The sequence below is a fragment of the Streptomyces sp. NPDC046261 genome (assembly GCF_040646235.1).
GTDB lineage: Bacteria > Actinomycetota > Actinomycetes > Streptomycetales > Streptomycetaceae > Streptomyces.
On sequence record NZ_JBEYZU010000003.1, the window covers coordinates 297,102 to 309,881 of the forward strand.

At 72.6% G+C, this 12,780-nt stretch carries 11 protein-coding genes; 4 read left to right on the top strand and 7 right to left on the bottom strand.

The window, feature by feature from the left end:
• Window positions 1-23: 23 nt before the first annotated feature.
• Window positions 24-1,430, bottom strand: a complete 1,407-nt coding sequence (locus ABZ956_RS08165; RefSeq protein ID WP_361888706.1) for a short-chain fatty acyl-CoA regulator family protein — start codon at window positions 1,428-1,430, stop codon at window positions 24-26.
• 296 nt (window positions 1,431-1,726) lie between these two features.
• On the opposite strand from ABZ956_RS08165, the gene aceA reads away from it, so the two are divergent.
• On the top strand, window positions 1,727-3,016 hold the full coding sequence (gene aceA / locus ABZ956_RS08170; protein WP_361888709.1) for an isocitrate lyase: 1,290 nt from the start codon (window positions 1,727-1,729) through the stop codon (window positions 3,014-3,016).
• Window positions 3,017-3,139: 123 nt separating this feature from the next.
• Window positions 3,140-4,021, top strand: a complete 882-nt coding sequence (locus ABZ956_RS08175; RefSeq protein WP_361888712.1) for a 3-hydroxybutyryl-CoA dehydrogenase — start codon at window positions 3,140-3,142, stop codon at window positions 4,019-4,021.
• Between the two features lie 10 nt (window positions 4,022-4,031).
• On the opposite strand, the gene ABZ956_RS08180 is transcribed toward ABZ956_RS08175, so the two are convergent.
• Complete coding sequence (locus ABZ956_RS08180; protein ID WP_361888715.1) at window positions 4,032-4,490, bottom strand: pyridoxamine 5'-phosphate oxidase family protein; 459 nt, start codon at window positions 4,488-4,490, stop codon at window positions 4,032-4,034.
• Window positions 4,491-4,608: 118 nt separating this feature from the next.
• Here ABZ956_RS08180 and ABZ956_RS08185 point away from each other — a divergent pair, with 118 nt between their 5' ends.
• The gene (locus tag ABZ956_RS08185) at window positions 4,609-5,400 is read left to right on the top strand and encodes a DUF2785 domain-containing protein (protein WP_361888718.1); all 792 of its coding nucleotides are present in this window, start codon (window positions 4,609-4,611) and stop codon (window positions 5,398-5,400) included.
• Window positions 5,401-5,493: 93 nt separating this feature from the next.
• Window positions 5,494-6,330 (top strand): SDR family oxidoreductase, encoded by an 837-nt coding sequence (locus ABZ956_RS08190; protein ID WP_361888721.1) that lies wholly within the window; start codon window positions 5,494-5,496, stop codon window positions 6,328-6,330.
• On the opposite strand, the gene ABZ956_RS08195 is transcribed toward ABZ956_RS08190, so the two are convergent.
• The 5 genes from ABZ956_RS08195 to ABZ956_RS08215 form a co-directional block, all read right to left on the bottom strand.
• On the bottom strand, window positions 6,302-8,662 hold the full coding sequence (locus ABZ956_RS08195; RefSeq protein ID WP_361888724.1) for a collagenase: 2,361 nt from the start codon (window positions 8,660-8,662) through the stop codon (window positions 6,302-6,304). The two genes, ABZ956_RS08190 and ABZ956_RS08195, sit on opposite strands and share 29 nt — an antisense overlap.
• A 196-nt stretch (window positions 8,663-8,858) precedes the next feature.
• On the bottom strand, window positions 8,859-9,836 hold the full coding sequence (locus ABZ956_RS08200; RefSeq protein WP_361888726.1) for an ABC transporter ATP-binding protein: 978 nt from the start codon (window positions 9,834-9,836) through the stop codon (window positions 8,859-8,861).
• Complete coding sequence (locus ABZ956_RS08205; protein ID WP_361888729.1) at window positions 9,833-10,855, bottom strand: ABC transporter ATP-binding protein; 1,023 nt, start codon at window positions 10,853-10,855, stop codon at window positions 9,833-9,835. Before ABZ956_RS08205 ends, ABZ956_RS08200 begins: the two co-directional genes overlap by 4 nt.
• Window positions 10,855-11,841, bottom strand: a complete 987-nt coding sequence (locus ABZ956_RS08210; RefSeq protein ID WP_361888731.1) for an ABC transporter permease — start codon at window positions 11,839-11,841, stop codon at window positions 10,855-10,857. Before ABZ956_RS08210 ends, ABZ956_RS08205 begins: the two co-directional genes overlap by 1 nt.
• Complete coding sequence (locus ABZ956_RS08215; RefSeq protein WP_361888734.1) at window positions 11,838-12,776, bottom strand: ABC transporter permease; 939 nt, start codon at window positions 12,774-12,776, stop codon at window positions 11,838-11,840. The genes ABZ956_RS08210 and ABZ956_RS08215 overlap by 4 nt, the downstream gene beginning before the upstream one ends.
• Window positions 12,777-12,780: the final 4 nt, after the last annotated feature.

Below are 12,780 nucleotides of genomic sequence, written 5' to 3' on the forward strand. Positions count from 1 at the left end.
CCGCGCGTCCACCCCCGGCCTCGTCAGTCCGTGCCGTCCGCGACCGGGTACGGCACGAAGGTGCTGCTGTTCTCGTCGATGCTCAGTGGCCGGCCCAGCGGCGGCACCGCGCGTTGCGGGCAGTCGAGGCGTTCGCAGACGCGGCAGCCCATGCCGATGGGGGTGGCCGCGGACGTGTTGCCGAGGTCGAGCCCGTCGGAGTAGACGAGCCGGGAGGCGTGCCGGACCTCGCAGCCCAGGCCGATGGCGAACGTCTTGCCCGGCTCGCCCCAGCCCCCGCGGTGCCGGGTCACCGCCCGGGCGGTCCACAGATAGCGCTGTCCGTCCGGCATGGCGGCGATCTGGACGTGGATCCGGCCGGGGGCGGCGAACGCCTCGTACACGTTCCACAGGGGACAGGTGCCACCCGCGCGGGAGAAGTGGAAGCCGGTGGCGGACTGGCGCTTGGACATGTTGCCGGCGCGGTCCACCCGGACGAAGGAGAACGGCACCCCGCGCAGGCGCGGTCGCTGGAGGGTGCTGAGGCGGTGGCAGACGGTCTCGTAGCCGAGGCCGAAGCGGTCGGTGAGCCGCTCGATGTCGTAGCGGACCTCCTCCGCGGCGGCGTGGAAGGCGCGGTACGGCAGGATCAGCGCGGCGGCGAAGTAGTTGGCGATGCCGATCCTGGCGAGGGACCAGGTGGCGGAGCCCTCCGCGTAGTCCTGGGACGCCAGCGCGGACAGCCCGTCGCCGAACTCCAGCAGCGCGAGCTGGGTGGCCATGCGGAAAGCCTGCTGGCCGGGGCGCAGCCGGTTGGACAGGTGCAGGACGCGCGTGGCCGGGTCGTAGTGGTGCAGCCGGTCGCAGTCCGCCGCCAGCCGCACCCCGTGCCGTTCGGCCAGGCGCGCGGAGAGCGCCCGCAGCGCCTCGCCGGGCCGGACGCCCAGGGCATGGGCCAGTTCCTCGGCCGCGAGGTCGGTTTCGTGCAGGTAGTTCTGCCGCCGGTAGAAGAACTCCCGGATCTCCTCGTGCGGGGAGCGCGGCAGGGCCGGGTCCTCGTGGCCGCGCGCCTCCGCGGCTTCGGCCAGCCGCTCCGCCAGGGCCTGGCCGCGCCGGCCGAGGTCGAGCAGGACCGAGGCCACGGCCGGCATGCGCGAGGCCAGTTCGGCGAGGTCGGACGGTGACACCCGGGCCGCGTCGACCTCGGTGGCGAGCACTTCGCGCAGGTCGGCGACGAGTCTGCTGGTGTCGCGCTCGGAGAAGAAGCCCGGGTCGACGCCGAACGCCTCGGTCAGCCGCAGCAGCACCGGTACGGTCAGCGGCCGGGAGTCGTGCTCCATCTGGTTGAGGTAGCTGGGGGAGATGGCCAGGACACGCGCCAGCTCCGCCTGACTGAGCCGCCGCTCCTCACGCAACCGCCGCAGCCGCGCTCCCGCGTATGTCCTGCCCACCGCTCTCCCCTGTCCCGTGCCTGCCGTCCATGGTCCAACCGGTGTTGGCAAGATTGGCAGAAGTCGGCCGGAAGATGTGCAGAACTTGGCAACGCTCCACGGTTGTTGGCACCCAGTGCCACTGGGAGAGTCTCAGTGCGGCCCGCCGCACCCGGCGGCATCACGGCTCCGGGCGCATTGCTCACCGCTTCACCACCCGGAGGGCGGCGGGCCGCACCCACAGCACGTCACTCAGTGACATCCCCACGCACACTTCACAACAACCGTGTGATCTCAACGGAATCCGGGAGACGGTCATGGCGCAGGCAGGGACGACGACGGCGACGGCCGAAGAGCTGGCCCGGCGATGGGCGACGGACCCGCGGTGGAAGGGCATCGAGCGCACCTACACCGCACAGGACGTCGTACGGCTGTCGGGCAGCGTCCGTGAGGAGTACACCCTGGCCCGGCGCGGCGCCGAGCGCCTGTGGCGGCAACTGCACGAACGGGACTACGTCCACGCGCTCGGCGCGCTCACCGGCGGCCAGGCCGTCCAGCAGGTCAGGGCCGGGCTCCAGGCCATCTACCTCTCCGGCTGGCAGGTGGCCGCCGACGCCAACCAGGCCGGCCACACCTACCCCGACCAGAGCCTCTACCCCGTCAACTCCGTGCCGCAGGTGGTCCGCCGGATCAACAACGCGCTGCTGCGCGCCGACCAGATCGCCACCGCCGAGGGCGGCCAGGACGACGTCGACTGGCTCGCGCCGATCGTCGCCGACGCCGAGGCCGGATTCGGCGGGCCGCTCAACGCCTTCGAACTGACCAAGGCGATGATCGCCGCCGGCGCGGCCGGCATCCACTACGAGGACCAGCTCGCCTCCGAGAAGAAGTGCGGCCACCTCGGCGGCAAGGTCCTCGTCCCCACCGCCCAGCACATCCGCACCCTCAACGCGGCCCGCCTCGCCGCCGACATCGCCGACGTCCCCACCCTCATCGTGGCGCGCACCGACGCGCTCGCCGCGAACCTGCTGACCAGCGACGTGGACGAGCGCGACGCCCGGTTCGTCACCGGAGAGCGGACCGCCGAGGGCTTCTACCGGGTCGAGAACGGCATGGCCCCCGTCATCGCCCGCGGCCTGGCCTACGCCCCCTACGCCGACCTCCTCTGGGTGGAGACCGGCACCCCGGACCTGGCCCAGGCCCGGGAGTTCGCCGAGGCCGTCCACGCGGAGCACCCGGACCAGATGCTCGCCTACAACTGCTCGCCGTCCTTCAACTGGAAGGCGGCCCTCGACGACGACCAGATCGCCAAGTTCCAGCGGGAGCTGGGGGCGATGGGCTACCGCTTCCAGTTCATCACCCTGGCCGGCTTCCACTCCCTCAACCACGGCATGTTCGACCTGGCCCGCGGCTACGCCGAGCACGGCATGACCGCCTACGTCGACCTGCAGGAGCGCGAGTTCGCCGCGCAGCGGCACGGCTTCACCGCGGTCAGGCACCAGCGCGAGGTCGGCACCGGCTACTTCGACCTCGTCTCCACCGCCGTCAACCCCGCCTCCTCGACCACCGCGCTGACCGGCTCCACCGAGGAGGAGCAGTTCCACTAGGAACCCCGGGCGGGCCGGGCCAGGCCCCGGCCCGCCCCGCCCGGACCCTGTCGCTCCGCCTGAGGAGACCCGCATGCTCACCTTCCCGCCCACCACCGCGCCCGCCCGGTCGGAGGCACCGTCATGAGCGGCACCATCACGCGCGTCGGCGTCGTCGGCGGCGGCCAGATGGGCGCCGGGATCGCCGAGGTCTGCGCCCGCGCCGGGCTCCACACCGTGGTCTGCGAGGCCGACGCCACCGCCGCCCGACGGGCTCGCGAACGCGTGACCGCCTCCCTCGAACGAGCGGTTCAGCGGGGCAAGCTGGACCGGCCGTCCGCCGAGGACGCCCTCACCCGCCTCGCCTTCACCGCCGGCCTCGACGACCTCGCCGACCGGCACCTCGTCATCGAGGCCGTCGTGGAGAACACCGACGCGAAGACCGAGGTCTTCGCCGCCCTCGACAAGATCGTCCAGGACCCCGGCGCGATCCTGGCCACCAACACCTCCGCCATCCCCGTCATGCGCCTCGGCATGGCCACCCAACGCGCCGACCACGTCCTCGGACTGCACTTCTTCAACCCCGTGCCCGTCCTGCCCCTGGTGGAGGTCGTCCCGTCCCTGCACACGGCTGCGCGGACCGTCACCGCCGTCGAGACCTTCGCCCGCGACACCCTGGGCAAGACCACCATCCGCTCCCAGGACCGGACGGGATTCGTCGTCAACGCCCTGCTGATCCCCTACCTCCTCTCGGCCGTCCGCATGGCCGAGTCCGGCTTCGCCACCGCCGCCGACGTCGACGCGGGAATGGAGCTCGGCTGCGCCCACCCGATGGGCCCGCTCAAGCTCGCCGACCTGATCGGCCTGGACACCGTCGTGGCCATCGCCCAATCGCTGTACGAGGAGTTCAGGGAACCCCTCTACGCCCCGCCCCCGCTGCTGCGGCGCATGGTGGAGGCGGGCCTGCTCGGCCGCAAGACGGGCCGCGGGTTCCACACCTACGACCGGGACCGGGAGGCCCGGTGACGCGCGACGGTCAGACGACCCAGCGGCCGTCGCGCATCAGGTGCCGGCCCGGGAGCTCATGCTCCTCGTGCCACGCCTGCACCGCCCGCGGCACCACCTTGAAGTAGACGTACGACGCGCTGGTCACGCGCGGGTCCCAGCCCGTCTTCGCCGTGAACGCCTCCGCCGCCGGGGCCGGCACCTCCGCGGCGGCGAACGTCTCCACCGTGCCGTCCAGCAGCACGACATCGCGGGTGTGCCCCAGCGCGAGGCGGGTGCGGCCGTTGCGCCGCAGGTTGCGGCCGGTCGGGTTGCCGGCGCGGGTGGACAGCCAGACCGCCTCGCCGTCCCACACGAACCACAGGGGGACCAGGCACGGCACGCCCTCGTCGTCGGCCGAGGCGACCCAGATGTCCAGCTCGCGGCGCAGCCTCTCCAGCACGTCGCGCTTGCGCTGTTCCGGGGCGCGGACCGGTTCGGTGATCTCCACGCGGCCCGACGCTACCGGCGCGGCCGCCCGCCGCGCGTCGGGCCGCGGGCGTAGGGCCACCGGCGGATGCCGGGCTCCACCCCTGGTCCGGACGCTCCCGTCCGGCTTAACCTGAACCATGATCAACTGGCAGACGGTATGGGAGGCGGACTGCGCCGTCCCCCGCGACCTCCCCCTCGACGAGCTCGTGCGGGAGCTGTCCCTGGCCCTGCGCGACCCCGACCCCGAGGTGCGCGACGGAGCTCCGTACGTGGTCCTGCGCACCTGGATCGGGCGCGACGTCATCGCCGGGGAGCTCCGTACCGCGCTGGGCGACCGGATGGCGGCCCGCTTCACCGACCCGGAGATCCAGGCCCGTACGTTCGCCCCGCTCGTGCTCGCCATGATCGTCGCGCGCGGGGACCACTCCCCGCGGTGGCAGGCCGCCTTCGAGCGCTGGTACCCGGCGGAGACCGACCTGCGGGGCCATGACGCCGGGCTCGGCTGGCTGCACGCCGTGGCCCACGGCGCGGACCTCCTCGCCCGGTTCGGCCTCCACCCCGCGGTGGACCCCGCGCGGATGCTCGACCTGGCCGCCGCACGCCTGCTGGCGCGCACCGACTACGTCTTCGAGGAGCAGGAGGACGACCGGCTCGCCCGGGCCATCGCCCTGACCCTCACCCGGCCCGAGCTCGACCAGGAGCAGGCGCTCGCCTGGCTGGCGCCGATCAGGGCCGCCTTCGCCGCTCTCCCCGGCGGCCCCACGCCGCCGTACGCCTCCAACTGCATGCGCACGCTGCGCATGCTCTACCTCCTCGCCGACCGGGGAATCCGCCCGCACGCCGGCGCCGACGCGGTCCCCCTGCGGCACCGCGATGCCGTCAAGAGCACCCTGGCGGACGTCCTCGAACCCGTCTTCCAGTACTGCTGACCGGGACGACGGCACGCGCCGGACCGTTGCTTGGCCGTACCACGTAAGCTGGCCGCGCACGTCGCGGACGACCACTCGGGAGGCTGAACGACCATGGCGGACCAGCGAGTTTTCATCGTCACCGGCGGGGGAACGGGCATCGGCGCCGCCACCGCGCGGCTGCTGCGCGAGGCCGGGCACAAGGTGGTGATCTCCGGGCGGCGGGCCGAGGTGCTGCGGCGCGTCGCCGAGGAGACCGGAGCCCTCGCCCACCCCTCCGACATGGGCGACCCCCAGGCCGTCCAGGAACTCGTCGACACCACCGTGGACGCCTACGGCCGGCTCGACGGCGTGGTGCTCAACGCGGGCGTGGCCCGCGGCGGAGGCGTCGGCGACCTGTCGCTCGAGGACTTCGAGACCGTGATGCGCGTCAACGTCACCGGCCCCTTCCTGCTCCAGCGCGCCGCGCTGCCGCACCTGTTGCGGACGCGCGGCTCGGTCGTCGCCGTCGCCTCGGTCTCCGCGCTGCGCAACGGCAGGGGCAACGCCGCCTACGCCACGTCCAAGGCGGCGCTGCTCCAGCTGTGCCGTTCCCTCGCCGTCGACTACGGGCACCAGGGGCTGCGCGCCAACACCGTGTGCCCCAGCTGGGTGCGCACCGAGATGGCCGACCGGCGGATGACGCGCTTCGCCGACGAGGCCGGGCTCGGGGACGGCGGCGTCGACGCGGCGTACGAGGCGGCGACGCGGCTCGTCCCCGCCGGCCGCCCCGGCGACCCGGTGGAGGTCGCCGAGGCGATCGCCTGGCTGCTCTCGCCCGCCGCCTCCTTCGTCAACGGCGCGGTGCTCACGGTCGACGGCGGGGTGACGGCCGTGGACCCCGGCACCGTCGCGTTCGACTTCAGCGTCGAGCCCCGGGCGGTCAGCTCCGTAGCGGGCCCTCGCAGGTGAAGTCGGCCGATCCCGCGGCCCGGCCGGACCAGATGTCGACCTTGCCGAACGAGCAGTTCATGTCGGCGAAGTTGTTGGTGCCCTTCTTCGCGCGGTCGAGGATGAAGTAGTCAACCGTCTCGGACATGTCCTTGAAGACCAGGTCGGCGTTGCCCGGGTCGCTCAGGGTGGCCGTGACGCGGCCGGTGCAGGTGAAGCGGGGCCGCTGCGGGGCCTCGTTGGTGCGGCATTCGGGCGCCATGCCGGTCGTGGCCTTGAAGGACGCCCGGATCGTGGCGGGATGCCCGGCGTCCAGCTGGCCGACGGGCGTGAACGTGGTGTTCGGCACGTACAGGTCCTTGACCTTGGCGATCTGCCGGTCCAGGAAGGCGTCGTAGGCGCGCTGTACGCCCGTGTCCCTGCCGAGCCGGTCGCGCCAGGCGTCGAAGCCCGCCACGTCGTCGGCCCGGACGCGGCTGTACATCTCCGTGAGCAGTGACGGGCGCTCCGCCCAGAGGAACTCGAAGAACGTCCCGGCGTACGCGTAGAAGCGGAAGCCGTCCCCGTCGTACGTCGCGTGCAGCAGCCGGTACACACTCATGCGCGGCTTGGTGCCGCCCGCGGTGTCGTTGATGATGCTCTGGACCAGCGACTTGCGGACCTTGATGCCGTCGTCGCGGGTGGCGCCGTCGAAGAACTCGGCCGTGCCCTCGTCCATCGCGGTGGTGCGGTCTCCCTGGTACCAGGGGCCCTGGCCGAAGAAGCCGGGCACGGCCCAGCGGCCGTTGAGGTAGTGCGTGTACTCGTGGCGGAACAGCTCCTCCAGCGTGAGCGTGGAGTCCTGCGGGACGCGGCGCTCGTAGGTGTAGAAGGTGGCGCCGTTCTCGATGTAGATGCCGCCGTTGTTGGTGTCCATGCCCGTCAGGAGCGGGTGGTAGGTCTCGTAGTCGGCGCGGGAGGCGTACAGCACGATGTTCAGCGAGGTGTTGGGGTCGCCCGCCAGCGGCTGCTCGGTGCCCAGGACCCGGTGGAACTGCGCCTTGACCTGCTTGCTCGCGTAGTAGAGGCGGTCGACGGTGGTGCGCGGCAGGGCGGTGCGGACCTTGATGGCGCCGTTGTCGTAGGTGTACGTGGAGGGGAAGATACGGCGCTCGATGTCGGCCTTGCACACGTTGTGCTGCTTGCACGCGCCGAACTCGTTGAGCCAGGTGACGACCTTCGCCCAGGGCTGACTGCCCTCGCCGAAGTTGTGGACGGTGGTGGGCAGCAGGGCGCCCAGCCCCGTGGTGATCTCGCTCTTGAGGGCGGCGACCTGCCCCATCCGCCCGTACTCGCCCAGGGCGTCCCGCACCACCCACGCGTTGGCCGTGCCCTTGAGGTGGGTGTGGCCGGCGAAGGCCCTGAGGGCGGCGCGGTAGGAGGCGTCGGCGGTGACGGCCGCGTGGAAGGCGGTGTCGTTGTTGCCGGGGTAGACCCCGAGGTAGCTCAGCGAGAGCGCGGCGAGCGTGGCACCGGCCCAGGAGGTGTCCTTGGCGGTCTCGGGGTGCGCGGCGTCCATGGTCGTCAGGACGCGCTTGATCAGCGGGAGCTGGTGCTGGCGCAGGCCGGGGGCGCTGGCGGCGTAGAGGGCCTCGCGCAAGGTCTCGGCGTTGGCGCGGGTGACGTCGAAGGTGCGGGCGGCCGTGCCGAAGGAGTGCACCGCGCGGCGCATCGCGTCCACGGTGGGGGCGTCGGTGACGTCGATCTCGTCGCGGGAGAAGTCGTGGTAGGCCACGGCGTGGAGGTAGGTGAACATCTCCAGGAGGTGGCTGCCGTTCTTGCCGTCGTGGCCGCCGGCCAGCCGCTCGATCCGCCGGGAGACGGCCTGGACGTGCGCCTTCGACATGACGGGGGCCAGCCGCCGGTCCCACTTCCAGATCAGCTCCCGCAGACAGCCGTCGGCCGTGACGGCCGGATCGGCGAGGAAGTCGGCGAACCGCTCCGGGTCCAGGCCCGTGACGCCGTCGAGCGTGCAGGGAACGGCGACGCCGCCCAGCGTGGCGCGGGGCACGAGGGCCGTGGCCTTCGGCTCGGGCGTACGGGCGCCGGGGACACGCCCGTCCGACAGTCCGCCGGGCGTGGAGGGGGACTGGATGGCGGGGCGCGGGGCGTCGGCGAGGCGCTTGACCTCGTCGAAGGGGTTCGGCTCCGGAGCGGCGAGGCGCCCGCCCGCGGCCCCTGCGACGGGGGAGGGGACAGAGGGTGCGGAGGGTGGAGAGGGGGCCGCGGAACCGGGCTGGACCGCCGTGGCACAGAGCGTCACGGATATCGCCGCGGTGAGCAGGGATCTGCGCAGAGTTCTCGACTGGAACACCGATGACTCCTGTGTGGGAGGTGAGAGGGGGGTTGCGCATGGGGGCGTCAACTGCCCTGTGGCGGAAGGCACTTGGGGGGCTGAAGAGCCGCCATGTGATGTGTAACGTAGTAATGTGAAATGTTACTGACAACCCCTCAGGCGCAATCGGTTGTTCACACGGGACGCATCGGCACGGGCACGTGGCCCGTGGCGCTCAGTCCGCGCCGGGGAAGTGGCAGGCCACCTGCCGCCCCTCGCCCGGGGTCGCGATCCGCAGCAGCGGTGCCTCCGTCCGGCACACCTCCCGCGCCTTCGGGCAGCGCGGATGGAACGTGCAGCCGGGCGGGGGAGACGCCGGGCTCGGCGGGTCGCCGAGCAGGGTGATGCGCTCCCGCGCCCGTTCGGCCGCCGGGTCCGGCAACGGAACGGCGGAGAGCAGCGCACGGGTGTACGGATGGGCCGGGGCCGAGTACACCCGCTCCTTGTCACCGATCTCGACGATCCGCCCCAGGTACATCACGGCCACCCGGTCGCACACCCGCTTCACCACCGACAGGTCATGGGCGATGAAGAGGTACGCGAGCCCGAGCTCCCGCTGCAGCCGCTCCATCAGGTTGACGATCTGGGCCTGTACGGAGACGTCGAGCGCCGAGACCGGCTCGTCGGCGACGACCAGCCGCGGGCCCGTGGCCAGCGAGCGGGCGATGCCGATGCGCTGCGCCTGGCCGCCGGAGAACTCGTGCGGATAGCGGTCGATGTGCTCGGGGATCAGCCCCACCAGCTCCATCAGTTCCACGGCCCGCTCGCGCGCCTGGGCGGCCGGCGTGCCCTGGGCCAGCAGCGGGTCGGCGATGACCCGGGCCACGGTCTGGCGTGGGTTGAGGGAGGAGTGCGGGTCCTGGAAGACCATCTGCAGGTGCCGGCGCAGGGGCCGCAGCTCGCGCCGGCCGAGCCGGCTGATGTCGCGGCCGTCGAAGGTGATGGATCCGGCGGTCGGTTCGAGGAGCCGGACGATCATGCGGCCGGTGGTGGACTTGCCGCAGCCGGACTCCCCGACCAGCCCCAGGGTCTCGCCGGCCGCCACGTCGAAGGAGACGCCGTCGACGGCCCGTACGGGCGCCGGGCGGCCCCGTCCGCCGGGGAAGGTCATGGTCACGTCCCGCACGGAGAGCAGGGGAGCGGCGGCGGTCATCGGGTGCCTCCAGGGGCGGGGGAGTGCGGGGAGAGGTGACAGGCAACCAGATGGGTCCGCAGAGCGCGGAGTTCGGGCCTGGCTTGCGCGCAGTGCTCGCGCTCGTCCGGTGTCGCGGCCGCCGCGCGCGGGCAGCGCGGGGCGAAGGCGCAGCCGGGGGCGGGGGCCAGCAGCGAGGGAGGGCTGCCGGGAATGGCCCGCAGGGGCGCCTCGTCGCTGTCGTCGAGGCGGGGCAGGGAGTCGAGCAGGCCCCGGGTGTAGGGGTGGGCCGGGTCGGCGAACAGCTCGTCCACCGCGGCCTGTTCCGCCGCCCTCCCGCCGTACATCACCAGCACCTCCTGCGCGACGCGGGCGACGACGCCGAGGTCGTGGGTGATCAGGACGACGGCGAGCCCGCGCTCCTGCTGCAGGCGGGCGATCAGCTCCAGGATCTGTGCCTGGACGGTGACGTCGAGGGCGGTGGTGGGCTCGTCGGCGATGAGCAGGTCGGGCTCGCAGGCGAGGGCCATGGCGATCATCACGCGCTGGCGCATGCCGCCGGAGAACTGGTGGGGATACTCGCCGGCGCGCCGCGCGGGCTCCGGGATGCCGACCTCGCCCAGCATCTCCACGGCCTTCCTGCGGGCCGCCGCGCGGCGGGAGCCGAAGTGGACGCGATGGTGTTCGGCTATCTGTTCGCCGACCGTGTAGAAGGGGTGGAGGCTGGAGAGCGGGTCCTGGAAGATCATCGCCATGCGGCGGCCCCGCAGCCGGCCGAGCTCGCGCTCGGACAGGCCGGTCAGCTCCCGGCCGTCCAGGGCGATGGAGCCGGTGACCTCGGCGCCGGTGTGCAGGCCCATCACCGCCATGGAGGTGACGGACTTGCCGGAGCCGGACTCGCCGACGATGCCGAGGGTCTGTCCGCGGCGCACCGAGAAGCCGAGCGAGTCCACGGCCCGTACCGGCCCGCGCCGGGTGGGGAAGGTGACGGTCAGGTCCGTGACGGACAGCAGGGGCTGATCTCGCGTGGTGGCGCCCATCAGTACCTCACTCGCGGGTCGACGACGGCGTAGAGCAGGTCGACGGCCAGGTTGGCGACGACGATGAAGGCGGCGGCCAGGAGCGTCACGCCGAGGATGACGGGCTGGTCGCCGGTGGACAGGGCGCCGTAGAAGAGGCGCCCGATGCCGGGCAGCCCGAAGATGGACTCGGTGATGACCGCGCCCGCCAGCAGCCCGCCCAGATCCATGCCGAAGAGGGTGAGGACCGGGGTCATGCCGGCCCGCAGCCCGTGCTTGACGACGACGGTGCGGCGGGGCAGCCCCTTGGCGCGGGCGGTGCGGATGTACGGCTCCGCCATGGTTTCGATCATCGAACTGCGGCTCTGGCGCGCGTACATGGCGGCGTACAGCACGGCCAGCGCCAGCCAGGGCAGGAGCAGGTTGGACGCCCAGTGCAGGGGGTCGTCGCCCAGCGGTACGTACTGCGGGTACGGCAGCAGCCCGGCCACCCGGATCAGGCCGTAGATCAGCATCATCGAGGTGAAGTACACCGGCAGGGACGCGGCGGCGACGGCGCCGACCATCAGGGCACGGTCGGTGAGGGTGTCCTTGCGCAGGGCCGCGGTGACACCGGCGCCCAGGCCGAGCACCAGCCAGAGCACGGCCGCGCCCACGGCCAGGGACGCCGAGACCGGCAGGCGGTCCATGAGCAGGTCCCAGACGGCCTCGGAGTTCTCGTACGAGTAACCGAGGCAGGGGAAGCGGCAGTGCAGGGCGTACTGGCCGCTGCCCATGGTGCGGCCGGTGAAGATCCCGGTGACGAAGTCGGCGAACTGCCGCCACAACGGCCGGTCCAGGCCCATGTGGGCGCGGATCGCCTCCAGCCGGTCGGCGCTGCACGACTTGCCGCAGGCGGCGGCCGCGGGGTCGGAGGGCAGGACGTAGAAGATGGTGAAGGTGACGGCGGCGATGGCGAGGAGCACGCCGGCGACGGCGAGGATCCGGCGGCCGAGGTAGAGGATCATGTGCGGGCGCTCCTCGGGTCGAGGACGTCGCGCAGGGCGTCGCCGAGCAGGGTGAAGGCGAGCACCGTCAGGAACAGGCAGCCGCTCGGGATGATGAAGTACATGGGATCCGTGTCGTAGAAGGCGACGCTCTCGGCGATCATCTGGCCCCAGGAGGGGGTGGGCGGGCGGACGCCGACGCCCAGGTAGCTCAGGGCCGCCTCGGTGGCGATCATGCCGGGGACGATCAGGGTGGTGTAGGCGATGACGGGCCCCGCGACGCCGGGGAGGATGTCGCGGGTGAGGATGCGCCAGGGGCCCGAGCCGCCGACGCGGGCGGCGTCGACGTACTCGCGGTGCTTGAGCGAGAGGGTCTGGCCGCGGACGACGCGGGCGATGCCGGGCCAGCCGAACAGCCCGATGACGACGGTCATCAGCAGGACGCGGTTGACGTCCTTGGCGACCGACATCATGGCGATCATGAAGATGAGGGAGGGGAAGGACATGGTGAGGTCCATCAGGCGGGACAGGACGGTGTCGGTGCGGCCGCCGAAGTAGCCCGCCGCGATGCCGGCCGCCGTTCCGGCGACGACGACGATCGCGGTGGCGGTCAGCGCGATGAGCAGCGAGACCTGCGCGCCGTGCACGACGCGGGCGAACAGGTCGCGGCCGGTGACGGGTTCGACGCCGAGCCAGTGGTCGGCGGAGATGCCGCCGAGCGGGCCGATGGGCCTGCCGCCCAGGTAGGGGTCGACGGCGGTCTTGTCGAACTCCTCGGGCGAGAAGCCGGCGAGCGAGCTCAGCAGCGGGGCGCCCGCCGCCATCAGCAGGAAGAACGTGACGACGACGAGGGAGACCTTGACGGCGGTGCGGCGGCGCAGTTCGGCGAGGGCGAGCCGCCAGGGGCCGCTGCCGGCGGGTACGGCCGCCGCGGGCGGGGGCGTGGTGGTGGTCATGGTG